Genomic DNA, 24,974 nt, shown 5'->3' with positions numbered 1-24,974 from the left:
GGGGAGACAATGAGCCTTAAACTGCAACAAGAACAGGTATTAAAGCAGGTGCTCACACCAGAACTCAGGCAGGCCATTACGCTGCTGCAGCTGAATTGCACAGAGCTCGGCGAGTATCTTGACCAGTTAGCACTTGAGAACCCTCTGATTGAGCGGAAAGACACGGACAGCTACCAACCAGTTTATCATAAAAAATCACACGATCGAATGACAGAGCCGTATCGAACGCATCAAAAAGAAAGCCTGCAAATGTTTTTAAAGAGACAGGCGATTGATTTAAATTTAAGTGAAAAGAATCAAAGAATCTTTTACTTTATGATTGAGTCCATTGATTCCAATGGCTATCTAAATGAACCGATTGACGCAATGGCAGCTGTCTTAGAGGTCCCAGCTGAAGAAGTAGAAGCCGTCCTTCATCAGCTGCAATCCCTAGAGCCTGCCGGTATTGGCGCAAGATCATTGCAGGAATGTATCCTCCTTCAACTGAGAAGAAAAAAGGAACGCTGGTATGAAGCCGAGCTGATCATCGAAGAGCATTTCTTTCTTTTTGCCAGAAAGGCTTGGAAGGAAATTGCGGCGAAAACAGGTGTTTCAATGAAAACACTCCAAGCGGTACAAGATGTAGTGTCTCAGCTTGAACCAAGACCAGGCCTTCATTTCTCAAATGATGAAGAGCATCTGTATATAGAGCCTGATGTGACGATTACTGTGATGCAGGATCGCATCACATTTGAGCTGAATCAGCGCGCTTTTCCAGACGTTGAAATGAATGAAGGCTACTTCGCCATGATTCAAGAACAAAAGCGGCATGAAGCATACACGTATTTAAAGGAAAAAGAGCAGCAGTACAATTGGCTTGTCCAAGCGCTGAAGCAAAGAAAGCAAACGATGACTCATGTCGTTCGTGAGATTATCTCACATCAGACAGATTTTTTCCTAACAGGGAAACATAAAATGAAACCGCTTACGATGAAGCGGATTGCAGATATACTGCAAGTGCATGAGTCAACAGTCAGCCGGACTGTAAAAGGGAAAATGGTGCAAACCCCTTATGGTCTCATGGAAATGAAACAATTTTTCCAAGCAAAATTAGAAGGGCATTCACTAGAAGAGGCGTCCAGCTACACTGTCAAAACGCACATTGCAGAACTCATCCAAACGGAAAATAAGAAAAAACCGTATTCAGATCAGCAAATCATGACGCTGCTTCAGCAAACCTTTGGCATCCGGGCGTCACGCAGAACCATTGCAAAATATCGCGAACAAATGAATCTTCCGTCCTCTACGCTGCGGAAGCGATACGATTAAAAAGAAGTACTTGCCAGAACATGGCACGTGCTTCTTTTTTTGTTGAAAGCAAGGCAGCCCGAAGATTTCTTGAAAATTAAAGAGGGGAGACGTGTGATCGGAAATTTTGGGGTAAAGTATAAGATAGGGCATGAGCCGATAGGGATAGACAACAGTGATGAGGTGAGACCAATTGAAATATAAACAAATCAAAACGAAAAAAATATATGAAGAAATTGCGGATGCATTAATTGAATCCATTCGTACAGGTGAGCTTCTTCCGGGGGAAAAATTAGATTCGGTTCAAGCGCTCTCAGAAAGCTTTCAAGTCAGCCGTTCTGCTGTAAGAGAGGCGCTGTCTGCTCTCAAAGCGATCGGATTAATAGAGATGAAGCAAGGGGAAGGTACATATGTGAAGCAGTTCGATCCTGAACAGCTCACATTTAGTCTGTCTCCTGCATTTTTGATGAAGCAGCATGATGTCACGCAGCTCCTTGAATTAAGGACCATTATTGAGACGGGTGCTGTCAAAAAGGCAGCGCTGCTCCGAACGGACGATGACCTTCATCAGCTGCGTGAGGCACTCGAACAAATGAAACTCGCAGAAGCACATAAAGAAACTGGTGAAGAGGCAGACCTCTCCTTCCATCTCGCCATAGCCACAGCCTCAAAGAATGATTTATTAAAAGCATTAATGAATCAGGTCTCCACCTTGCTGGTAGAAACGATGCGTGAGACGAGAAAAGCCGTCTTGTTTTCAAAAAAAGCCTCCATTCGGCAGCTTTACAAAGAACATGAACACATTTACAAAGCCGTCTTGGCAAGACAGCCAGAAGAAGCAGAAAGAGCGATGCTCACGCATTTAAAAAATGTAGAAAAACTGCTGAGTGACGTGATTCAAGAACCGGCAGAAGAGTCAGAACCACAGTAAGCTGTGCCGAATAAGGGCACAGCTCTATTATTAACGAGAAATATGCAGCTTTTTCATGCGATATTGCAGACTTTGCCTGCTCATGCCCAGTATCTTTGCAGTCTGTGAAATATTATCGTCCATTTTTTCTAAGTAATGGACGATGTATTGTTTTTCGAATCGTTCCATTTGGGTTTGAAAATCAGTCGTATGTTCTTGGCTTGTATAAATAAACGTGTCAGCTGCTGCGGTATGATGCAAAGGATTCGTCTGTAATTGCGCTGCAGGACGCCCTTCCCCATGCTTAAATCTAAAATGATATGGAAGGTGATGCAGGCTTAAGTAATCCTCATCCATCATCATATTCATCCCCGCTTCAATCACATGCTCCAGTTCTCGTACATTACCCGGCCAATCATACGCTTGAAAAAGGGCTAGTACCTCTTCGTCAGCCGCTTTCACCTTCATTTGAAACAGCTCATTATATTTTTGAATAAAATGACTGACAAACGTAGGAATGTCTTCTTTTCGCTCAGAAAGCGGCGGAATAAATAATGTGACAATACCCAGCCGATAAAATAAATCCTTGCGCATGCGTCCGCCTGCGATTGCATCTACAGGATCCTCATTCATATTGGCAATGACTCTTACATCAACAGCGATTTCTTTTGTGCTGCCAAGCCTTCTCACACGCTTCTCCTGTAAAACACGCAGCAGTTTTGCTTGAAGACCAGGATTTAATGAGTTGATCTCATCAAGCAGCAGTGTACCTCCCTGCGCCTGTTCAAATAGGCCGGGCTGATCAGCTGCGCCTGTAAAAGCCCCTTTTTGTGTACCAAAGAGCAGACTTTCAATGAGATTATCAGGCAGTGCCGCGCAATTCTGGGTAATAAATGGTCCAGATGACCGGCTGCTGCCGTTATGAATGCTTTGCGCAAATAGTTCTTTTCCTGTCCCTGTTTCTCCAACAATGAGCACATAGGAAGAGGTGCGTGTCGCTCGTTTTGCATGCTCAATCACCTCTAAAAACGCAGGACTTTGTCCAATAATGGAATCAAAGGTAAAGCGTGTGCTTCCTTTTTTCTTCATATTGTGGTGGATCAGCCGTTCCAGCTTGGTCACATCATTCGAAATTTCAACCGCTCCTTGGATGAGGCCGTCTCGAACGAGCGGGTATGTATGATTAATCGTTGTGATTTCTTTTCCGTTGTAATTATGATACGTCTGCTTTGCATGAACGGTTTGTTTCCCAGTACGCAGCGCTTGGACAAGCGTACTGTGCATGTCGTCTTGGAAGACGAAGAGGTCTAATACATTTTTATGGAGAACATCAGAGCGTTTCAAAGACTCAATCTCCATCATTTTTTTATTATAGACAACAGTGTTGCCATTCTCGTCAATTGCATGAACCCCGACATCTATTAAATCGAGCATTTGTTTATACAGATCAATCTCATTTTCGAGCTTTGCAGTATACGAATCTTCTTTCATTGCGCCACCTCCAGACGTTACCTCTATTTTACATGAAAAATTTTGCGGTTTCCTCTAAAAAATTTGGCAGATGCAAAAATATTTTGCATAAAAAACCAGATCAATCACCGCCATAATGCAGGCAGAAAGTTGGCACGATCCTTGCATATCATATGTGTGTAGATGAACCTAATGAAAAAGAGGCTAGCTTATAGAAGGAGGAATAGACGATGACACAGACAAATGAATTGATTCAACAAACCGAACAATACGGTGCGGCAAACTATCATCCGCTGCCAATTGTGATTTCAGAGGCTGAAGGAGTTTGGGTGACAGACCCTGAAGGCAATCGATATATGGATATGCTGAGTGCATATTCCGCAGTGAACCAAGGGCATCGCCATCCCCGCATTATTGAAGCGCTCAAAAAACAGGCAGACCGGGTAACACTGACCTCAAGAGCTTTTCACAATGATCAGCTTGGTCCTTGGTATGAGAAAATTTGTCAACTGACGAATAAAGAGATGGCACTCCCGATGAATACTGGAGCTGAGGCTGTAGAAACAGCTGTCAAAGCAGCAAGACGCTGGGGCTATGACGTCAAGGGAATCGAAGACAATCGCGCAGAAATCATTGCGTGCGTCGGTAACTTCCATGGCAGAACGATGACGGCTGTTTCCCTTTCTTCTGAAGCAGAATATCAAAGAGGTTTCGGTCCAATGCTTCCAGGCATTAAACTGATTCCTTACGGAGATATTGAAGCGTTGCGTGAAGCCATCACACCACAAACAGCGGCTTTTCTGATCGAACCTATTCAAGGAGAAGCGGGAATTGTCATGCCGCCAGAAGGCTTCTTGAAGGAAGCGAAGGCGCTTTGTGAAAAGGAACATGTGCTGTTCATTGCGGATGAAATTCAGGTTGGATTAGCGCGAACAGGAAAGATGTTTGCATGTGACTGGGAAGACATTGAGCCAGATATGCTGATTCTAGGGAAAGCTTTAGGCGGCGGTGTATTCCCAATCTCGTGTGTGGTCGCAAACCGCGATATATTAGGTGTGTTTAACCCTGGATCTCACGGCTCTACCTTCGGCGGAAATCCTCTTGCGTGTGCGGTATCGCTGGCTGCACTGGATGTCTTAATCGACGAAAACCTTGCAGCGCGTTCTATGGAGCTTGGCGAATACTTAAAAGACAAACTCACGCGCATTCAAAGTCCTGTCATCAAGGAAGTGCGCGGCCGCGGATTATTTATCGGCATGGAGCTGACAGAGGCAGCGAGACCTTATTGTGAAAAGCTGAAACAAGCAGGGCTGTTATGTAAGGAAACCCATGAGACCGTCATCCGCTTTGCACCGCCTCTCACGATATCTAAAGAAGATTTAGACTGGGCGATTGGTCATATTGAAGCATTATTTCAAGCATAAATGTCAAAGGGGGAGAAACCTTCACTTTCTCCCTTTCTCTTTCAACGAACAGCGAATTTTGTCAAAGGATGATGAATAGAAGAGTGAAAGTGGGGAAAATGATTTGAAGCAAGAGCAGCATAATGAACTAGAACGTTCCATGAAAAGCAGGCATCTCTTTATGATTGCCTTAGGCGGCGTCATTGGTACTGGTCTTTTCCTTGGGTCAGGACTCATTATCCATCAGGCTGGACCCGGGGGAGCCATTCTATCCTTTATCATTGGCGGATTGTTAATGTATTTGGTGATGCTCTGTCTTGGAGAATTAGCAGTGGCGATGCCAACAGCGGGTTCCTTTCAGGAGTATGCAACCAAATATATAGGTCCGTCCACAGGCTTTATGATCGGCTGGCTTTATTGGTTTAGCTGGGCATGTACAATAGGACTGGAGTTTACGTCAGCAGGCATTTTGCTCCAAAGGTGGTTCCCAGATATCCCTGTTTGGCTGTGGTGTCTTGCGTTTAGCGTGATTTTATTTGCCGTGAATGCCATCTCAGCTCGCAGCTTCGCTGAAACCGAGTTTTGGTTTTCAGCCATTAAGGTCGCTGCCATCCTATTATTTATTATCATTGGAATTGGCGCAATTTTCGGAATGATTCATTTGAAAGATGGAGAACCAGCTCCTCTATTTCGTCATTTGACGGATCATGGCGGACTATTTCCTAACGGCGTTTTTGCTATTTTATTAACCATGGTCACGGTCAATTTCTCCTTTCAAGGAACAGAACTTGTAGGGATTGCCGCAGGAGAGAGTGAAAGCCCTGAAAAAACATTGCCGCGATCTATACGAAATATTATTTGGAGAACGATGGTCTTTTTCGTTTTATCCATTGCGGTTCTGGCCGCACTTCTTCCGTGGCAGACAGCAGGCACCGTCGACAGCCCATTTGTCGTCGTGCTGGACAAGGTCGGTATACCGTATGCTGCAGATATCATGAATTTTATCATCATCACAGCGGTCTTATCTGTAGCAAACTCTGGATTATATGCATCATCACGTATGCTTTGGGCGCTGTCGAAAGACGGGAAAGGACCTGACTTTACGAAAAAGCTGTCCAAGCGTAAAATTCCGATCAATGCACTATTGGTGACAATGGGCGTATCTGCACTATCTCTGCTGACAAGTGTTGTGGCACCAAAAACGGTGTATGTGTGGCTCATTTCTATTTCTGGTATGGTTCTTGTTGTGGTGTGGATGTCTATTTGCTTGTCCCAGTATTTCTTTAGAAAACAATTCATAAAGGCGGGCGGAGATGTAAAGGATCTCGTCTTCCGAACACCGCTCTATCCATTTGTCCCATTAGCAGGCTTTATCGCATTTGGCATTGTCCTCATCAGCTTGTTTTTTATCGAGGATCAGCGAATCGGTCTTTATTGCGGAATTCCGTTCATGGCTGCCTGTTACATCATTTATTATCTCAAAATCAAACCGAAGGAAGAGGCAAAACAGTTTGGAACCATCACAAAAACATAAGCAAATCCTGAAAAAAATGTGCATGCTGATCTCACCAGCATGCACATTTTTCATCGTGAATACATTCTATATAAAAGAAAATAAATATTTTGAAAAGAAATATCATAGCAAGAACCTTGATGACAAGCAGGTTATCGGCGAAAATGTGTCTATTTTTTGTCTAAATGTGTTTGTAAGAGTTGAAAATGCAAGATTATCCTGTTAAAATAATTAAAGAAAGCAGGGATTGATTTTTTTTGGCTGTGGCGGGACGTTTTTTGTCACAGTGGGACGTTTTTGGTCCAACGTGAAAAGAAAGGGTCGTTAGCCATGAATCATTTATTGGAAGCTCAAAAAAAATTATTGCCAGATCTTCTCATTGTTATGCAAAAACGCTACGACATTTTGCAGTACATCAGATTAGCTGAACCAATTGGCCGCAGAAGCCTTGCGACGAGTCTTGGTCTCAGCGAGCGCATCTTACGTGCTGAAGTTCAGTTTTTAAAAGAACAAAATCTGCTGGATGTCAAAACGAGCGGCATGATGCTGACGAGTGAGGGTCACGCTTTGCTTGAAATGCTTGAAGGAATGATGAAGGACGTTTTAGGTTTAACCTTTTTGGAAAATACATTAAAGAGAAAGTTAGGCCTGGAAGAAGTCATGATCGTTTCTGGTGACAGTGACGAATCCCCGTGGGTGAAGCAAGAAATGGGAAGAGCTGCTGTCCAATGCATGAAAAAAAGGTTTACTGGAAATAATATCGTCGCCGTCACTGGCGGAACGACGATGGAAGCCGTTGCCGAAATGATGACCCCTGATGCCAAAAACCGCGATATGATGTTTGTCCCTGCGAGAGGCGGTCTTGGGGAGAATGTAAAAAATCAGGCAAACACCATTTGTGCCCACATGGCTGAAAAAGCTTCCGGTACTTACAAACTGCTGTTTGTTCCAGGGCAGCTGTCAGAAGGTGCTTACTCTTCCATTATTGAAGAGCCGTCCGTCAAAGAAGTGCTTCAAACGATTAAATCGTCCACGATGCTTATTCATGGTATTGGTGAAGCAAAAACAATGGCGATGAGACGAAATACACCAGCTGAAGATTTAAAAAAGATTGATGAGCATGACGCAGTGACAGAGGCCTTTGGCTATTACTTTAATCGTGATGGTGAGGTCGTACACAAAGTGCACTCCGTCGGTATGCAGCTAGATGATCTAGAAAGCATTCCACACATCATTGCTGTTGCAGGTGGATCATCAAAGGCGGGGGCGATTGAAGCTTATTTCAAAAAACCGCGCCGAACGGTTCTCGTCACAGACGAAGGAGCCGCAAAAGAGTTATTAAGGGAGTCAATTGATCCCTCAATATAAAACATTGTGACCTATAAAAGGAGGAAACATCATGGCAGTAAAAGTCGGTATTAACGGATTTGGACGTATTGGACGTAACGTATTTCGTGCAGCATTAAATAATCCTGAAGTTGAGGTAGTAGCGGTTAACGATCTAACAGATGCTAACATGCTTGCACACCTTTTACAATATGACTCTGTTCACGGAAAACTAGATGCAGAGGTTTCTGTAGACGGTACAAACTTAGTAGTGAACGGTAAAACAATCGAAGTATCAGCTGAGCGTGACCCTGCGAAATTAAGCTGGGGTAAACAAGGCGTAGAAATCGTTGTTGAATCTACTGGATTCTTCACAAAACGTGCAGACGCTGCGAAACACTTAGAAGCTGGCGCTAAAAAAGTCATCATCTCTGCTCCTGCTAACGAAGAAGATATCACAATCGTTATGGGTGTAAACGAAGACAAATACGATGCAGCTAGCCACGATGTCATCTCTAATGCATCTTGTACGACAAACTGCTTAGCTCCATTTGCAAAAGTACTTAACGATAAATTTGGTATCAAACGCGGTATGATGACAACTGTTCACTCATACACAAATGACCAGCAAATTCTTGATCTTCCGCACAAAGACTACCGTCGTGCTCGTGCAGCTGCGGAAAACATCATCCCAACTTCTACAGGTGCTGCGAAAGCTGTTTCACTTGTATTGCCTGAACTTAAAGGTAAATTAAACGGTGGCGCTATGCGTGTTCCAACACCTAACGTTTCTTTAGTTGACCTTGTGGCTGAATTAAACCAAGATGTAACAGCTGAAGACGTAAATGCAGCACTTAAAGAAGCAGCTGAAGGAGAACTTAAAGGAATCCTTGGCTACAGCGAAGAGCCATTAGTATCTGGTGACTACAATGGTAATGCAAACTCTTCAACAATCGATGCTCTTTCTACAATGGTAATGGAAGGCAGCATGGTGAAAGTGATTTCTTGGTACGATAACGAGAGCGGATATTCTCACCGCGTTGTTGACCTTGCAGCTTACATTGCAAAACAAGGTCTTTAATTTCTCACACTGAAGGAACTCACTTGGTTCTTTCCTAGAGACACGATATAATGAAGACGGACAAGGGAAGGGGAAGCATCCCTTTCCCTTTTTCTCTGTTTTTATCCGTTCTGCACGATTTCTCGTTTTGATGAGGGCAAAATGGGAAAAGGATAAAGAGAGTCTTGTCCAATGCGTAAGGAAACCAGAATAAAGGAGGATCTCCTGACGAGCATGAATAAGAAATCAGTAAAAGACATTGACGTAAAAGGTAAAGTTGTGTTCTGCCGCGTAGATTTTAACGTTCCGATGAAGGACGGAGAAGTGACGGATGATACTCGTATCCGCGCAGCATTACCAACAATTGAGTATTTAACAGGACAAGGCGCAAAGGTACTGCTAGCTAGTCATTTGGGTCGTCCGAAGGGTCAAGTTACTGAAGAACTGCGTCTGACACCTGTGGCAAAACGTCTGCAAGAGCTTCTTGGAAAAGAAGTGAAAAAAGCAGATGAAGCTTACGGCGACAACGTGAAGAAGCAAATCTCTGACTTAAAAGAAGGAGATGTGCTAGTGCTTGAAAACGTTCGTTTCTATCCTGGTGAAGAAAAGAACGATCCTGAATTATCAAAAGCATTTGCTGATTTAGCCGATGTGTATGTCAATGATGCGTTCGGTGCTGCACACCGTGCACATGCATCGACAGCTGGTATTGCAGCTTATCTTCCGGCTGTTTCAGGCTTCCTCATGCAAAAAGAGCTTGAGGTTTTAGGAAAAGCCATTTCAAACCCTGATCGCCCATTTACAGCGATTATCGGCGGCGCAAAGGTAAAGGATAAAATCGGTGTGATTGAAAGTCTTCTTGATAAAGTGGACAACCTTATCATCGGCGGCGGACTTGCTTACACATTTGTGAAAGCACTAGGCCACGAAGTAGGGAAATCTCTATTAGAAGAAGACAAAGTAGATTTAGCGAAATCCTTTATGGACCGTGCAAAGGAAAAAGGTGTGAACTTCCTGATTCCAACAGATGTTCTGGTAGCCGACGACTTTTCAAATGATGCGAATACAAGCATTGTGCCAATCTCTGAAATTCCAAGTGATCTAGAAGCACTTGATATTGGAACAGAGACAAGAGAAAAGTATGCTGACGTTATTAAAAACAGCAAACTTGTTGTCTGGAACGGACCAATGGGTGTATTTGAAATCGATGCATTCGCTAAAGGAACAAAAGCTATCGCAGAAGCACTGGCAGAAGCAAAAGATACATATTCTGTCATTGGCGGTGGAGATTCAGCAGCAGCTGTTGAGAAATTTGGTCTTGCCGATCAGATGAGCCATATTTCTACAGGCGGCGGCGCTTCACTTGAATTTATGGAAGGCAAAGAACTTCCTGGTGTTACTGCATTAAACGATAAATAAGACCAAAACTGCTATAAGGAAGTGTCAATCATGAGAAAACCAATTATAGCTGGGAACTGGAAAATGAACAAAACACTTGGCGAAGCAGTCAGCTTCGTTGAAGAAGTCAAGTCATCTATTCCATCTCCTGACAAAGTGGAATCCATTGTCTGTGCGCCAGCTCTTTTCCTTGAAAAGTTAAACAGCCTTTCAAACGGAACAGACCTTAAAATTGGTGCACAAAACATGCACTTTGAAGAAAATGGTGCATTCACTGGTGAAATCAGCCCTGCTGCTCTAAAAGATTTAGGCATCGGCTATTCAGTGATTGGGCATTCAGAGCGCCGTGAATTCTTTGCTGAAACAGATGAAACAGTGAACAAAAAAGCACATGCTGCATTCAAGCATGGCATCGTTCCAATCATTTGTGTAGGTGAAACGCTTGAAGAGCGTGAAGCTGGCAAAACAAATGAACTTGTCGCTGATCAAGTGAAGAAAGCACTAGCTGGTTTAACGAAGCAGCAAGTAGCTGAATCTGTGATTGCATATGAGCCAATCTGGGCGATCGGTACAGGAAAATCTTCTACAGCGAAAGATGCAAACGACGTTTGCGCACACATCCGCAAAACCGTTGCAAGCGAATTTGGTCAAGAAGCGGCAGACAGCCTTCGCATTCAATATGGCGGAAGCGTGAAGCCGGCAAATATTAAAGAATATATGGCAGAATCCGATATTGACGGTGCTTTGGTAGGCGGCGCAAGCTTAGAACCTCAGTCTTTCGTTCAATTATTGGAGGAAGGTCAATATGAGTAAGAAACCAGCTGCATTAATCATCTTAGACGGGTTCGGTTTAAGAGGCGAAACAGTCGGTAACGCTGTCGCACAAGCAAAAAAACCGAACTTTGACCGCTACTGGAACGAATTTCCGCATCAAACCTTAACGGCTTCAGGTGAGGCAGTAGGCCTCCCAGAAGGTCAAATGGGGAACTCTGAAGTTGGGCATTTGAACATCGGTGCAGGACGTATTGTGTATCAAAGCTTAACAAGGGTGAATGTTGCCATCCGTGAAGGGGAATTTGAGAAAAACGAAACGTTCCTAGATGCAATGACTTATGCAAAAGAGAATGACAAGGCGCTTCATTTATTTGGACTCTTGTCAGACGGCGGTGTGCACAGTCACATCCAGCATCTTTTTGCCCTGCTGAAGCTGGCGAAAAAAGAAGGCTTAACAAAGGTATACATTCATGGCTTCTTGGACGGACGTGATGTTGGTCAGAAGACAGCCAAAGTATACTTAAAACAGCTGGAAGAACAAATCAAAGAAATCGGTGTCGGTGAAGTGGCAACACTTTCTGGACGCTATTACTCAATGGACCGTGACAAACGCTGGGATCGTGTGGAGAAAGCGTACCGCGCGATGGCGTACGGTGAAGGCCCAAGTTATCAAAACATTTATGATGTCGTTGATGACTCCTATGAAAATGGAATCTACGATGAATTCGTTATTCCATCTGTCATTACGAGAGAAAATGGTGAGCCGGTTGCCAAAGTAAACGACGGTGACTCTGTGATTTTCTATAACTTCCGTCCAGACCGTGCCATCCAAATCTCGAACACTTTCACAAATGCAGATTTCCGCTCGTTTGACCGCGGAGAAGCTCATCCGAAGAATTTACACTTCGTCTGCTTCACACACTTCAGTGAAACGGTTGATGGCTATGTTGCCTTCAAACCAGTGAATTTGGATAACACAGTAGGAGAAGTGCTTTCTCAAAACGGATTGAAACAGCTGCGGATTGCTGAAACAGAGAAATATCCTCACGTGACGTTCTTTATGAGCGGTGGACGTGAAGAAGAATTTCCTGGTGAAGACCGCATCTTAATCAATTCACCAGATGTGGCAACCTATGACCTCAAGCCGGAAATGAGCGCTTATGAGGTAAAGGATGCACTTGTTGCAGACATCAATGCTGACAAGCATGATGCGATCATCCTGAACTTTGCTAACCCGGATATGGTTGGTCATTCAGGTATGCTTGAGCCAACAATCAAAGCTATTGAAGCAGTAGATGAGTGCTTAGGAGCTGTAGTCGACGCAATCCTGGCAAAAGGCGGACATGCCATCATCACGGCAGACCACGGTAACGCAGACGTGCTCATTACCGAAGAAGGAAAGCCGCATACTGCACATACAACGAATCCTGTACCAGTCATCGTGACGAAAAAAGGTGCGACGCTTAGAGAAGGCGGTATTTTAGCCGATCTATCTCCAACGCTTTTAGACTTACTTGGTCTTGAAAAACCAAAAGAGATGACAGGAACATCATTAATTCAGAAATAAAAAAATTGATTCAAAAGGAGAGAAATTAAATATGCCATACATTGTTGACGTATATGCACGCGAAGTATTAGACTCTCGCGGTAACCCAACAGTTGAAGTAGAAGTTTACACAGAATCTGGCGGCTTTGGCCGTGCGCTTGTTCCAAGTGGTGCTTCTACTGGTGAATATGAAGCAGTAGAACTACGTGACGGAGACAAAGACCGTTACCTTGGAAAAGGTGTTCTGACAGCTGTAAACAACGTAAACGAAATCATTGCACCAGAGCTTTTAGGCTTTGATGTAACAGAACAAGTAGCGATTGACAAAATGTTAATCGAACTTGACGGAACAGAAAACAAAGGGAAATTAGGCGCAAACGCAATCCTTGGTGTATCTATCGCTGTAGCACGTGCGGCTGCTGATTTCTTACAAATTCCACTGTATCAATACCTTGGTGGATTCAACTCCAAAACGCTTCCAGTACCGATGATGAACATCGTCAACGGCGGAGAGCATGCGGATAACAACGTAGACATTCAAGAATTCATGATCATGCCTGTAGGTGCACCGAACTTCCGTGAAGCACTTCGCATGGGCGCTCAAATCTTCCATAGCCTGAAATCTGTATTAAGCGCAAAAGGCTTAAACACAGCTGTAGGTGACGAAGGTGGATTCGCTCCAAACCTTGGTTCTAACGAAGAAGCACTTCAAACAATCGTTGAAGCGATCGAAAAAGCTGGCTTCAAACCAGGTGAAGAAGTGAAACTTGCAATGGATGCTGCATCTTCTGAGTTCTACAACAAAGAAGACGGTAAATATCATTTATCAGGCGAAGGTGTTGTGAAAACATCTGCTGAAATGGTTGACTGGTATGAAGATATGGTATCGAAATACCCAATCATCTCTATTGAAGACGGCCTTGATGAAAACGACTGGGAAGGTCACAAACTATTAACTGAGCGCATTGGCAGCAAGGTTCAGCTAGTAGGAGATGACTTGTTCGTTACAAATACGAAGAAGCTATCTGAAGGAATCAAAAACGGCGTTGGTAACTCAATCCTGATCAAAGTAAACCAAATCGGTACATTAACTGAAACATTTGATGCAATCGAAATGGCAAAACGCGCAGGATATACAGCTGTTATCTCTCACCGTTCTGGTGAAACTGAAGACAGCACGATTGCAGACATCGCTGTTGCAACAAACGCTGGACAAATCAAAACAGGTGCTCCGTCTCGTACGGACCGTGTGGCGAAATACAACCAATTACTTCGCATCGAAGATCAATTGGCTGAAACAGCACAATATCACGGCATTGCAACATTCTATAACTTGAATAAATAATGTCAGCTATGCGCTGCGTTCCGCTCTTTCATGAGAGCGGGACGCAGCGTTTTTTTTGTGTTGAGCGAAAATCCGGTGGCTAATTCATTTGGCTTATCCTATTTCTGTAAAAAATCCTCCTTCAGTTAGAGAAGAAGCCAAAATCCCCTCCATTTATAAGCACTAAATCATGAAAAATCGACTAAAAATATGATCTGAAATGAACTTATGCTTTCTGTAAGGAGGTGGTATCATTTTACATATATTAGGGGGTGATGAGATGCTGAATCCTTTTAGCCTTCGTTTTCCAGTAGGTGTGTATATGTATGTCCTTCACCTATTGGCGGCATATGATGAAAGGAAGCAACGAATTTTAACTTCTAAGAATGTACAGAAAAACGCATTTTGGATTTATGTCCTTGCCGCTATATTAGGCATTATTTCACTCGGAGCATTGATTTGGGCATGCAAGACCTTTGGACGGGGCTCGAAATTTTTAGGAGAGTTCAAATTATTAGGCATGTACGTTAAAATCCAGTGCGGTTTTTAACAGGGATGAGAACAGATGCAAGGTCATCTGTTCTATTTGAAACAAACGGAGGGATATGATGCTGACATTACGATTAAAAGAAAAAACATATAGCCGCACCTTCTCTCTCCGTAATATTCAAATGAATGTCGAGAAAGGGCAGATGCTGCTGCTTTTGGGGCATAATGGTGCGGGAAAGACGACGATGATCCAATCCATGTTTGGGCTGACACCATTTATAGGATGCGTCACTTTACACGGTAAACAGCTGAACCTTCAATCCTCAGAACACATCTCCTTGTTGAAAAAACATGTTTCCTATATTCCTGACGAGCATTCGTTGTTCGATTATTTATCACCGAGGGAATACTTTCAATTACTTCAGCTGCCAAATGAGCAAGATGTCACACGGGAGGAGACGTTCATCGAACTGTTTGAGCTGGGTTCATATATGGATCAGCCTATCGCTCAGCTGTCTCATGGCAATCAAAAGAAAACGCAGATCATTTCCCAGCTCCTCAGGCCATGTGATTATTATGTGTTCGACGAGCCAACGAACGGACTTGATCCAGATATGATGATCATCTTAAAAAAGGTGCTCATGAAGCTGAGAAATCAAGGCGCTGGCATTCTCATTTCAACCCATCATTTGAGCTTTGGTGATACGCTTTATGACCATCTCATGATCTTAAGAAATGGGGACGTCAAACTGGATATGTCCCGCCAAGAAACGAATCTGACATTTCCTCATCAGGCACTTGAAGAGATTTATAAAGAAGTGAATCGAGATTACTATATGCAGGTGGAGAGGTTACTCAATGATCTGGACACGACACGTTCTTCATAAAATAGAATGGGGAATGCTGACAACGAAAGGAAAGCAGCTCGCAAAAAAGTACCCTATACAGCTTCTCGCAGCCGCGGCTTTTTTCTTGCTCATGTACGCGATATACGTCGTTATCAGCCTGCGTTTTTTCATGCAGGCAGGAGAAAGTGAGCCGGCTGCTCTATACCTCCAATTGATGAAAATGACGCTTTTACTTTTAGGTGCAGCTATTTTGTTATCCCGCAATAAATTAAAGCGACAGGAATATCAATTCTACTTTTTGAATAGTGCGATACAAAGTGTGCCATTTGTCCTTTGTGTGTATTTCTTTCCGATGCTCTTTTGTTTTCTCATGGTAGGACTGCTTTTTTTACCGATTGTCTTAGGCCTTTTGATCAGCGGTGTTACGCCATCTTTGTATTGGATAACGGCTGTATGCATGACTTGCTGTGTACTGGCGCTGCTTGCACTTGCTTCTTGGATGGTGATGCGGATTGCTGTGAGCCATTTCGTATCTAAAACAAAAGAGCATTTGCTGCTGCAAACGCTAGGCTTTGCGGTGCTGAATCTATTGGTGTTTCTCCTTTTGAAAAAAGCAATGGAGATGATCCGTGTATGGCCATCAGTCTATCTCATATTTCTGGTGATCCTTCTAAGCGCTGGCTGGCTTTGGCTGAAGGGGGTAGCGGCTTCTTATGTCCATCGGATGTTTTTGCAGCTGAAAACAGAGGTGAAGTCGTTTTCTTACAAGAAAATCAGAACGCAATCTTCCTTTCTGACGCACCTGCAGCAGGAATTGGTCTATTTCAGCCGGTCAGCTGTTTTTAAAGAACAGGGCATTTTGTTTTTATTTCTCATTTGTTTGACGGCGGGGCTGCCTATTGTTTTTACACCGGTAGAAACCGGCTGGATGTATGCCTTTATTGTGCAGTATGCATTAAAGGAAATATTGATCATGCTTCCGCTGATGATTGGCAGAGAATATCATATGAATCAAAGGGCCATTTTTATGTTAAATACATCAAAGAGTGCTTATTTATTGTCGAGAATTTTATTTTATTACGCTATTAATTTGTTAACATATTTTGTGTTTATTTGGCTTGCATCTATGGTGATAGGCATTGAAAGTGAAGGGCATGGCCTCGCAAGTTTGTCCATTTTGTTGATCACTGCCATGGCGGCCTGTACAGGGTTTATCGTGAAGATCAGTGAGTTTAATAAACTGTTTGTCATCGTGATGATGATTGCTGTATTCAGCTTCATCGATATGCTTTTATTGAAGTGGCTTTCAGCAGATGTGTATCTTCTCGCTACTGCTTATCTGCTAGGTTCACTTGCATTTTATAGCTGTATATATACGGTCATGTTAAAGAGGCCTGTCTTGCGATGATAGAACTTGTGTGTAGTTTCCTAGCGGTTGTGCTGATACATGAACTCGGTCATATGCTGATGATCATATTGTGTAACAAAATCGAAAAAAGGCCGCTCTTTGATTTTGTGATCACGATTGATTGGAAGCATGTGGCGGTCGTCCATGAGAAATTTGTCCGGCCGAGCTTCAATATGATGGTGGCACTTGCAGGCCCGCTCTTTCCGGTGCTTTGTTCGCTTGTGCTTTTTATGATATGGAAGCATCCTGTAAGTCATCAGCTGCTGTTTTTTTCTTTACTGAATTCGGTGATGCTGCATCCAGCTTGCCCTGACGGAAAAAATATCACAGCCAGTTTAAAAGAGATAAAGGAGAGAAAGAAATGATCAAAGTATTTCATTCGTTTTCCAGCGGTATAACACTTGCGATGCTGTATGTATTTGCTGTGTTTATGACCCCTGTTTTTTTACTGCTGCTAGAGGTCAATCATGTTGAATCAAGCCCAACATTGTTTGGCATGCCATTTTATATCATGAAAATTGAAGAGTATCAATTCAGCTCAGAGGCGACGCTCTTTGGATGTGTGGTCTGCTTTTTAGCTGGCGCCGTGCTTTATTTCTTCATTCAATATGTGAAGCATGTGGTAAAAAAACGCAGAACATAAAAAAAGCAGACGGAACAAAACATCAGTCTGCTTACAAAGTGAGTGACAGCCGTACCATATCCATACACTGAATGCCATTTTCAAAAATCGGTTCATCATAATGCTTAAGAAAGAAATCTTGGTCAATAGATGTCATGCGGAAGCCGCATTTCTGATAAAGTGCGAGCTGCTGAATGCTCGAGTTGCCTGTGCCGATTTCAACCGTGTGAAAGCCTGCGGCTTTCGCTTCAGCAATGGCATGGCGGATCAGCTGCTTCCCAATTCCTTTTCCTTGCCATGATTCCTTCACGGCGACATTGATGATTTCAACTGTCTGTTGAGACAGAGATAAAAGCACATAGACACCAATCACGTCCTGATCATGATACGCGGCATAACAAGAGCCGGATTGCACATAAGTAAGAACCTTTTCCTTTGAAGGATCAGCTAAGAGTAAAAGATCCATAGGGACGGATTGATCACCTGACAATGGCCGAATGTGTATCATGTTTTTTCATCCTTTCTATTCTTTAATATATCCTTGTTTCACACCCCAATCATATTGATCCTGTACCCATTGTGAGGGCGGATTGTGAGTGACATTTGGATCTTTTTTTACAGTTGGTTGCCTTGCAGCCTGTGCGCTCTGTTTATTCGCTTGAGCAGTGGCTTTCGCTGCTGTCAGCTCTTTTTGAAGCTGGTCAATTTTTGCCTCAAGCGCTTTACGCTGCTTGACTTCTTTTTGATAGGCTTTCTTTTCGTTTTTGAGCTTTTTGGTGATGGTAGACAGTTTCTTTTTTTGATCTTCGTTTTCATGCTTCATATCCGCTTGATCTGATGTTAACTTCGAAAGCTGCTCATCGTTCGTTTTGCTTTCTTGCTGATATTTTTCCTCAGCTGCTTTGATGGTCTGCTGCTGCCAAACCATCCAGCCGGCTGCTCCTAAAACCGCAACAGATAGAAGGATAATGGTGATCGTTTTCTTCATGTGTCATTCCCCTTTCTATAAAACCTTTATTATCATCGGTTAAATATAGACAGGTTTTAACATCACAAGGGAATATTCACATCAGATTGGCAGACACTATGAAAAAAGGAGGGTGTCTGTTGATTTCCTTTATGATTCATGTCGTGGTCTCATTATTTGCTGTATCAAACCCTATTGGAAACGTGCCTCTTTTCATCACTTTAACAGAGGGATATACAGAGAAAGAACGCTCCCAGACAGCCAAAAAAGCCATTGTGGTCTCTTTCATCATTCTGATTGCCTTTCTATTGGCAGGAAGGCTTATTTTCAAATTATTTGGGATCGATATTCATGCACTCCGTATCGCCGGAGGTATTTTTATTTTTGGTATCGCTTACAATTTACTGAATGCAAAGGAGTCACATGTCCAAAATCCTCATTCTGAGGAAAAGGCAGAAAGTATAGAAAAGGCGGATGTTTCCGTTACGCCGCTGGCGATTCCGATCATCGCTGGTCCCGGTACAATCGCTACAGTGATGAGTTTAACCCCGGGAAGTCAAGGGATGCTTCACATGTTTACGATTTTAATCGGCATTGTCATCGTTCTGGCAATGACCTTTTATGCCTTTCATTATTCAAGTTTCATTATGCGGAAAATGGGGAAAACAGAGATGAATGTCGTGACGCGGTTAATGGGATTAATTCTTGCTGTAGTGGCAGTTGAAATGATCGGTGCAGGCTTAAAAGGGATGTTTCCAATGTTTATGCAATAAGTGTATATAAAAAAGCTGTTTTTTTCTACAATGATGTAAAATAAAACAGCTTTTTTTAAGGTTTCGGCACATGCTTAAACACTTCTTCACTTTCAAAGAATTCAATTAAGCGGCTAATCCAATCATAGTAATCAAGACTTTCCTTGATTTCTGAAAGAAGCAGATTGATTTTATCCTCTGTCTCTTCTGGCAGGTCGTCCTGTTCAAGCAGCTCCAGCAATTCCTTGCACGTTTTCTTATGTGCCTTGCGGTTTTTGCTGACAACTCGGGACCAATTGGCTGCAAACAAGGAAATAAACGTTTGGTATTGATCTTGCTCAACGTCATATAGATCTTTACGTATTCCTTTTTCATAAACCTTTTCCGCAATATTCAAATCAAGCATTTCTCGAACGACTTGACTCATTCTCGTTTTGCTCATGCCTGTCGCCTCTGATAGCTCTCCAAGCGTCATTGGTTTACGGTTCATGTGAATGATACCAAGCACTCTACCCACTGTAGAAGAAAGACCAAAGGCATTCATGTTCTCGGCAGCTTTTTCAATATAATGATCCTGTGCTTTTTGAATGGCACCTAACGCTTGCTTGTCCACTCCCCGATTCATCCCTTCACGACTGACAATTTGTAACACAATATATCATATACCTGTTTGTTGATGAAAACAATAAATATTGAGTATTTGCTCGTAATTTGGAGGAAAAAGGAGAGATCTCTATCTATCAGGCCGTTAACTGAAAATTTTAAATAAATGTTATGCAATACAAACACATCATAAACTTTTTATTTTATAAAGTTTGCACTATAATAAATAAGGTGTAAATTTTCTGAAAATATTGATTTGACTAATGGAGGTGTCTCATTTGCTGAAACTAGAGAATGTATCTAAGACGTATAAAGGCGGAAAAAAAGCTGTCAAAAATATTGATTTAGAAATAGCAAAAGGAGAATTTATTTGTTTTATTGGACCGAGTGGCTGTGGTAAAACAACAACCATGAAGATGATTAACCGACTCATCGAACCTTCCTCAGGAAACATCTTCATCGAGGGAGAAAACATTATGAAAAAAGATCCAGTTCAATTAAGAAGAGAAATTGGCTATGTGATTCAGCAAATTGGACTGTTCCCCCATATGACCATCGCACAAAACATTTCACTTGTTCCGAAGCTGTTAAAATGGCCGGAAGAAAAACGAAAAGAACGGGCACGTGAACTGCTGAAGCTTGTCGACATGGGACCGGAATATTTAGAGCGCTACCCTCATGAACTCAGCGGAGGACAGCAGCAGCGCATCGGTGTTCTTCGCGCACTAGCAGCGGAACCCCCTCTGATCCTCATGGATGAACCATTTGGCGCACTTGATCCAATCACACGAGATTCATTGCAGGAAGAATTTAAGAAACTGCAAAAAACGTTAAATAAAACCATCGTATTCGTCACACATGACATGGACGAAGCTATTAAACTAGCTGATCGAATTGTGATTTTAAAAGATGGAGAGATTGTTCAAGTAGGTACGCCTGACGATATTCTGCGAAACCCAGCCAATGAATTCGTAGAAGAATTCATCGGCAAAGAACGTCTGCTTCAATCAAATCCGAATATGGAACGTGTAGAACAAATGATGAACACGTCACCAGTCACCGTTACAGTTGAAAAAACATTAACAGATGCCATCTACATCATGAGAGAAAAGCGGGTCGATTCCTTGCTTGTAGTAGATGAACATCATGTGCTAAAAGGCTATATCGATATTGAAACAATCGATGCGAACCGCAGAAAAGCAGCTTTTGTTGGTGATATTTTAAATACAGAGTTCTATACCGTACAAGAAGGCGCACTTCTAAGAGACACTGTCCGGAAAATCTTAATACGCGGCATTAAATATGTACCGGTTGTGGATGCAGAAGGGCACTTAAAAGGCATTGTGACACGTGCAAGTCTTGTAGATGTTGTGTACGACTCCATTTGGGGAGACGATACGCCGGCAGCTGTCACTGAAATGAAGTAAGGGAGGTGTACACATGGATCAAATCATCGACTTTCTAGAGAAAAATGGCGGGGAACTCCTCACAAAAATGTGGGAGCATTTATATATTTCCTTAATTGCTGTTGTGCTCGGTATTCTTGTTGCCGTTCCTTTAGGCGTGGTACTCACACGAATGAAGCGAGGCGCAGGTTTTATCATCGGTATCGTGAATATCTTTCAAACACTCCCTAGTTTAGCGATTCTTGCCTTTTTTATTCCTATTTTGGGGGTTGGGAAAATACCTGCAATCGTTGCTCTCTTTTTCTATTCGGTTTTACCTATTTTAAGAAATACGTATGCCGGGGTACAAGGTGTGAACAAAAACTTGCTTGAATCCGGTAAAGGAATCGGGATGACAACATGGGAACAAATTCGTCTTGTTGAACTCCCGCTTGCTGTACCGGTCATTATGGCAGGTGTCAGAACGTCAACGATTTATTTGATTGGCTGGACAACACTTGCAGCCTTTATCGGTGGAGGCGGTCTAGGTGACTACATTTTGATTGGACTTCAGCTGTATCAGCCGGAATTCATTATTGCGGGTGCGATCCCAGTCACAATTTTAGCAGTCATCATCGACCTATCATTAATGAAGCTGGAGAAAAAAGTAACACCTGAAGGCTTAAAAGGATTGAAGGAAGTTTCATAAGGAGTTGGCTTATGTGAAGAATCGAAAAACAAAATGGATCAGTGCACTGCTTGCCGGATGCTTGCTATTGATAAGCGGCTGTTCACTTCCTGGACTAGCCGGCTCCTCAGGGGGCACGCTGCGAATTGGAGCACAAAACTTTACCGAATCAGAAATTATGGCCTATATGGTTAGCGATATGATTGAACATTACACTGATAAAAAGACGACCATTGTGAAAAACTTAGGTTCCAACACTGTGCAGCAGAAAGCAATGGAAAACGGAGATGTCGACATTTCTGCCACAAGATATTCAGGCACAGATTTAACAAGCACGCTTGGAATGGATGCGGAAAAAGACCCGGAGCGGGCGATGGAGATCGTCCAAAAAGAATTTAAAAAACGCTATGATTACAAATGGTTTGATTCTTATGGATTTGATAATACGTATGCCTTTGCCGTGACGCAAAAGATGGCGAAGGAAAATAATTTAGAAACGGTCTCTGATTTGAAAAAGAATGCGACCAATTACCGATTTGGGGTCGATAACATATGGCTCAAAAAGAAAGGCGACGGCTATGACGGATTTGTGAAAACATACGGAATCAAATTTGGCAGCACATATCCGATGCAGATTGGTTTAGTCTATGATGCATTAAAAAATGAAAAAATGGATATTGTACTTGCCTATTCAACAGATGGACGAATCAAAGCCTACAATCTCAAAATCTTAAAAGATGATAAACGGTTCTTCCCGCCATATGATGCATCGCCAGTAGTCCCGGAGAAAGTCTTAAAAGAAAATCCAGGGCTTGATAAGGTGATCAACAGGCTGATCGGAAAAATCGATACAGAACAAATGCAAGAGCTGAACTATCAAGTCGACGGAGAGCTTCAAGAACCAGCAACCGTTGCGAAGAATTTCCTGAAAAAACACAATTACTTTGAGTAAGATGGGGAGGTGTCAAGGCTGATGGACACACTGCAGCAATTATGGACGTATTATCAGCAGAACGGGTCATATGTGTTAGAAGAATTTTATCGGCATTTTCTCATGTCGGCGTATGGGGTGTTGTTTGCGGCGATTGTCGGGATTCCAGTAGGCATCTTTGTCGCGCATTACCGCAAGCTGAGCAATTGGGTCTTTGCCATTACCAACGTCATCCAAACGATACCGGCATTAGCGATGCTTTCCGTGTTGATGCTTGTATTAGGACTTGGCGCAAATACAGTCATCCTATCACTCTTTCTGTATTCGCTTCTGCCGATCATCAGAAACACGTATACAGGCATTGTCAGCATTGAACATGCCTATTTAGAATCAGGTAAAGCGATGGGCATGACGAAATGGCAAGTGCTGAGAATGGTTGAACTACCGCTTGCTTTATCAGTCATTATGGCTGGTTTAAGAACCGCACTGGTCATTGCCATCGGTATTACAGCGATTGGAACATTTGTGGGCGCGGGAGGTCTTGGTGATATCATCATCAGAGGGTCAAACGCCACAAACGGAACAGCCATCATTTTAGCAGGTGCGATTCCAACTGCACTTATGGCTATTATCGCTGACCTTGTCATGGGCTGGCTCGAACGCTATTTAAGCCCGACAAACAAGAAAAAAGAAAGAAAAGCGTTAGCTGAAAAAAACATCACATCTGCTTAAGCAGTTGAAAAGACAAAACCTCCCTTACATCGCTGTAAGGGAGGTTGTTTTATGAAGATCAGGCGGTTCGAATGCTGGTTTATGATTCAAGCGTGATCCATTGAGAGGACCACTTCGCAATTTCCTCAAAAACGGGTGCAAGTGAACGCCCCATATCTGTTAAAGAATACTCAATGCGCACGGGTGTTTCAGCAAAAACCTCCCGTTTTACAATACCTGCTGCTTCCAGCTCTTTTAATCTCTCAGATAATACTCTTCCGCTTAAATTTGTCAGAGCCGCCTCAATTTCACTAAAGCGCTGCTGACCTGAGAGAAGCTGAAAAACAATCAGTGCCACCCAGCGTTTACTCAATAACTCAACTGCTTTTTCAAACCGCGGGCACATGTCAGATTGATTCATCTTTCTTCACTCCAATCTGAACCCATTATACCGTAAATCTGTCATAAATCGGCGCAAAAAGCTTAAACATTTATGAGGACGAACGGCTGTTTAACATAAATAACAAATAGCGGTTGAGGTCCTCTATTTCTTTTTTCGAAAGGGTCGACCATATGTCACCATCAAATATTTCGAGATCACCAAGTTCATATTGCGCTGCGGCTTCCTTTATTTTGGATAAAGAAAGATCATTTTCCTCGAGCTGTTGGACAGAAGCGGCTTCCTCAATATAGCCCGCAGCCTGCATCATGTCTTCATAAGGTACCTTTAACGCACCAGCTAGCTTTTTAATCGTAGGAGGTTTCGGAATGCCGCGTTTCCCGTTTTCAATACGAGAAATACCGGCAGCGCTGACCTCAGAATACATCGCTAATTGGTTCACCGACAGCTTCTTTTCCTCACGTAATGCTCTTAAATATGCACCAAAGTTCATTAACGCAAAACCTCACATGGTTATAGATTCTATATGTCTATTTTACTTGATTTGTTGACTATTGGCAATAAGTACACCATGAAAATATTGACATTAGTTAATGGTGGATGTACATTAGGTTTATGCCCCGCTATTTGTTCACCTTTTTTGGTTGATGAGCGTGAGAAAGTATTCATTCAGCTGGCTGATGTCTTGTGCGGAGAGCCTTTCCCATTTGTCCCCGTCAAAAATGGGGAGATGTTCTACATCCTTTTGAAGCGCCGTTTGATAGATTTTTAACATGGACTCATATCTCGGTTTCATTTCATGAACTTGTTCCTGTTCAATATGACCGGCAAGCAGCATTAAATCCTCATAAGGCACCTTCAAGGCGTGTGCTAATTTTTTTATGGTTAAAGGCTTTGGCACACCGCGCTTTCCATTTTCAATACGAGAAATACCAGCAGCGCTTACACCTGAATACATGGCAAGCTGATTGACCGACATTTTTCTATTTTCTCTTAAAATGCGTAATTGTTCACCAAAGTGATTCATGACATCGAACCTCACATTTCAGTATATGACTTATTTTAGTATGATCATTGACCAAAGGAAATAGCAGAGGGGTAAAAGTGTTGACATAAGTTAATGAATCTGCTTGATGTGAGAGTCTTACATGTTGTACAT

General features: G+C 42.7%; 27 protein-coding genes. 20 read left to right on the top strand and 7 right to left on the bottom strand.

Annotation, left to right across the window (positions count from 1 at the left end; all coding sequences use genetic code 11):
• The first annotated feature begins 9 nt into the window (after positions 1-9).
• A complete protein-coding gene (gene rpoN / locus MHB69_RS16245) occupies positions 10-1,308 on the top strand; it encodes an RNA polymerase factor sigma-54 (protein ID WP_214755383.1) in 1,299 nt (432 codons plus the stop codon).
• Between the two features lie 172 nt (positions 1,309-1,480).
• Entirely contained in the window at positions 1,481-2,218 is a 738-nt protein-coding gene (locus tag MHB69_RS16240) for a FadR/GntR family transcriptional regulator (protein ID WP_046313158.1), read from the top strand.
• Positions 2,219-2,248: 30 nt separating this feature from the next.
• On the opposite strand, the gene MHB69_RS16235 is transcribed toward MHB69_RS16240, so the two are convergent.
• On the bottom strand, positions 2,249-3,688 hold the full coding sequence (locus MHB69_RS16235; protein WP_046313160.1) for a sigma-54-dependent Fis family transcriptional regulator: 1,440 nt from the start codon (positions 3,686-3,688) through the stop codon (positions 2,249-2,251).
• A gap of 209 nt (positions 3,689-3,897) precedes the next feature.
• Between MHB69_RS16235 and MHB69_RS16230 the strand changes: the two genes are divergently transcribed.
• The 13 genes from MHB69_RS16230 (at position 3,898) to MHB69_RS16170 (ending at position 17,399) form a co-directional block, all read left to right on the top strand.
• Positions 3,898-5,091 (top strand): ornithine--oxo-acid transaminase, encoded by a 1,194-nt coding sequence (locus MHB69_RS16230; RefSeq protein WP_034280960.1) that lies wholly within the window; start codon positions 3,898-3,900, stop codon positions 5,089-5,091.
• A gap of 139 nt (positions 5,092-5,230) precedes the next feature.
• Positions 5,231-6,604 (top strand): amino acid permease, encoded by a 1,374-nt coding sequence (locus tag MHB69_RS16225; RefSeq protein WP_051149965.1) that lies wholly within the window; start codon positions 5,231-5,233, stop codon positions 6,602-6,604.
• Positions 6,605-6,913: 309 nt separating this feature from the next.
• Positions 6,914-7,951 (top strand): sugar-binding transcriptional regulator, encoded by a 1,038-nt coding sequence (locus tag MHB69_RS16220; protein WP_034280955.1) that lies wholly within the window; start codon positions 6,914-6,916, stop codon positions 7,949-7,951.
• A gap of 31 nt (positions 7,952-7,982) precedes the next feature.
• A complete protein-coding gene (gene gap, locus MHB69_RS16215) occupies positions 7,983-8,990 on the top strand; it encodes a type I glyceraldehyde-3-phosphate dehydrogenase (RefSeq protein ID WP_007500174.1) in 1,008 nt (335 codons plus the stop codon).
• Between the two features lie 213 nt (positions 8,991-9,203).
• Positions 9,204-10,388: a phosphoglycerate kinase gene (locus MHB69_RS16210; protein WP_024426073.1), complete on the top strand. Its 1,185-nt coding sequence runs from the start codon at positions 9,204-9,206 to the stop codon at positions 10,386-10,388.
• Between the two features lie 30 nt (positions 10,389-10,418).
• Positions 10,419-11,180 carry a triose-phosphate isomerase gene (gene tpiA, locus MHB69_RS16205; RefSeq protein ID WP_065214785.1) on the top strand — a complete coding sequence of 254 codons (762 nt, stop codon included), beginning with the start codon at positions 10,419-10,421 and terminating at the stop codon, positions 11,178-11,180.
• The gene (gpmI, locus tag MHB69_RS16200; protein ID WP_024423499.1) at positions 11,173-12,708 is read left to right on the top strand and encodes a 2,3-bisphosphoglycerate-independent phosphoglycerate mutase; all 1,536 of its coding nucleotides are present in this window, start codon (positions 11,173-11,175) and stop codon (positions 12,706-12,708) included. The genes tpiA and gpmI overlap by 8 nt, the downstream gene beginning before the upstream one ends.
• Positions 12,709-12,739: 31 nt before the next feature.
• Complete coding sequence (gene eno / locus MHB69_RS16195) at positions 12,740-14,032, top strand: phosphopyruvate hydratase (protein ID WP_081124847.1); 1,293 nt, start codon at positions 12,740-12,742, stop codon at positions 14,030-14,032.
• Between the two features lie 259 nt (positions 14,033-14,291).
• A complete protein-coding gene (locus MHB69_RS16190; RefSeq protein ID WP_024423498.1) occupies positions 14,292-14,561 on the top strand; it encodes a hypothetical protein in 270 nt (89 codons plus the stop codon).
• A 58-nt stretch (positions 14,562-14,619) separates the two neighbouring features.
• Positions 14,620-15,387: an ABC transporter ATP-binding protein gene (locus MHB69_RS16185; RefSeq protein WP_327827502.1), complete on the top strand. Its 768-nt coding sequence runs from the start codon at positions 14,620-14,622 to the stop codon at positions 15,385-15,387.
• Positions 15,359-16,756 (top strand): hypothetical protein, encoded by a 1,398-nt coding sequence (locus MHB69_RS16180; protein ID WP_342495773.1) that lies wholly within the window; start codon positions 15,359-15,361, stop codon positions 16,754-16,756. The genes MHB69_RS16185 and MHB69_RS16180 overlap by 29 nt, the downstream gene beginning before the upstream one ends.
• Positions 16,753-17,121, top strand: a complete 369-nt coding sequence (locus MHB69_RS16175; protein WP_342495772.1) for a hypothetical protein — start codon at positions 16,753-16,755, stop codon at positions 17,119-17,121. The genes MHB69_RS16180 and MHB69_RS16175 overlap by 4 nt, the downstream gene beginning before the upstream one ends.
• Positions 17,118-17,399, top strand: coding sequence for a hypothetical protein (locus MHB69_RS16170; RefSeq protein WP_024426069.1), 282 nt, complete (start codon positions 17,118-17,120; stop codon positions 17,397-17,399). The genes MHB69_RS16175 and MHB69_RS16170 overlap by 4 nt, the downstream gene beginning before the upstream one ends.
• A 31-nt stretch (positions 17,400-17,430) precedes the next feature.
• Here MHB69_RS16170 and MHB69_RS16165 read toward each other — a convergent pair whose 3' ends face one another.
• Together MHB69_RS16165 and MHB69_RS16160 are read right to left on the bottom strand one after the other, a co-directional pair.
• Positions 17,431-17,886 (bottom strand): GNAT family N-acetyltransferase, encoded by a 456-nt coding sequence (locus MHB69_RS16165; protein ID WP_342495771.1) that lies wholly within the window; start codon positions 17,884-17,886, stop codon positions 17,431-17,433.
• A 15-nt stretch (positions 17,887-17,901) separates the two neighbouring features.
• Positions 17,902-18,366, bottom strand: coding sequence for a hypothetical protein (locus MHB69_RS16160; protein WP_342495770.1), 465 nt, complete (start codon positions 18,364-18,366; stop codon positions 17,902-17,904).
• 119 nt (positions 18,367-18,485) lie between these two features.
• On the opposite strand from MHB69_RS16160, the gene MHB69_RS16155 reads away from it, so the two are divergent.
• Positions 18,486-19,118, top strand: coding sequence for an NAAT family transporter (locus MHB69_RS16155; RefSeq protein ID WP_212051166.1), 633 nt, complete (start codon positions 18,486-18,488; stop codon positions 19,116-19,118).
• Positions 19,119-19,173: 55 nt separating this feature from the next.
• On the opposite strand, the gene MHB69_RS16150 is transcribed toward MHB69_RS16155, so the two are convergent.
• Positions 19,174-19,710, bottom strand: a complete 537-nt coding sequence (locus MHB69_RS16150) for a GbsR/MarR family transcriptional regulator (RefSeq protein ID WP_024426065.1) — start codon at positions 19,708-19,710, stop codon at positions 19,174-19,176.
• A gap of 268 nt (positions 19,711-19,978) precedes the next feature.
• Here MHB69_RS16150 and MHB69_RS16145 point away from each other — a divergent pair, with 268 nt between their 5' ends.
• From MHB69_RS16145 to MHB69_RS16130, 4 genes are read left to right on the top strand one after another with little or no spacing between them, the layout of a single operon-like run.
• Positions 19,979-21,127 carry a betaine/proline/choline family ABC transporter ATP-binding protein gene (locus MHB69_RS16145; protein ID WP_076840049.1) on the top strand — a complete coding sequence of 383 codons (1,149 nt, stop codon included), beginning with the start codon at positions 19,979-19,981 and terminating at the stop codon, positions 21,125-21,127.
• Positions 21,128-21,140: 13 nt separating this feature from the next.
• The gene (locus MHB69_RS16140) at positions 21,141-21,794 is read left to right on the top strand and encodes an ABC transporter permease (protein WP_034280933.1); all 654 of its coding nucleotides are present in this window, start codon (positions 21,141-21,143) and stop codon (positions 21,792-21,794) included.
• Positions 21,795-21,807: 13 nt separating this feature from the next.
• A complete protein-coding gene (locus MHB69_RS16135; RefSeq protein ID WP_061110093.1) occupies positions 21,808-22,725 on the top strand; it encodes an osmoprotectant ABC transporter substrate-binding protein in 918 nt (305 codons plus the stop codon).
• A gap of 21 nt (positions 22,726-22,746) precedes the next feature.
• Positions 22,747-23,436, top strand: a complete 690-nt coding sequence (locus tag MHB69_RS16130; RefSeq protein WP_034280931.1) for an ABC transporter permease — start codon at positions 22,747-22,749, stop codon at positions 23,434-23,436.
• A gap of 79 nt (positions 23,437-23,515) precedes the next feature.
• Here MHB69_RS16130 and MHB69_RS16125 read toward each other — a convergent pair whose 3' ends face one another.
• The 3 genes from MHB69_RS16125 to MHB69_RS16115 form a co-directional block, all read right to left on the bottom strand.
• Positions 23,516-23,836: a helix-turn-helix domain-containing protein gene (locus MHB69_RS16125; RefSeq protein WP_342495769.1), complete on the bottom strand. Its 321-nt coding sequence runs from the start codon at positions 23,834-23,836 to the stop codon at positions 23,516-23,518.
• Positions 23,837-23,906: 70 nt separating this feature from the next.
• Positions 23,907-24,308 (bottom strand): transcriptional regulator, encoded by a 402-nt coding sequence (locus MHB69_RS16120; protein WP_144496382.1) that lies wholly within the window; start codon positions 24,306-24,308, stop codon positions 23,907-23,909.
• A gap of 138 nt (positions 24,309-24,446) precedes the next feature.
• Complete coding sequence (locus MHB69_RS16115; protein ID WP_342495768.1) at positions 24,447-24,842, bottom strand: helix-turn-helix transcriptional regulator; 396 nt, start codon at positions 24,840-24,842, stop codon at positions 24,447-24,449.
• Between the last annotated feature and the right edge of the window lie 132 nt (positions 24,843-24,974).

This window comes from Bacillus sp. FSL K6-0994, from assembly GCF_038630815.1.
In the GTDB taxonomy this organism is placed as follows: Bacteria; Bacillota; Bacilli; order Bacillales; family Bacillaceae; genus Bacillus; species Bacillus safensis.
The sequence above is the reverse complement of the archived record's forward strand: the minus strand, read 5'-3'. Positions and strand labels throughout refer to the sequence as shown.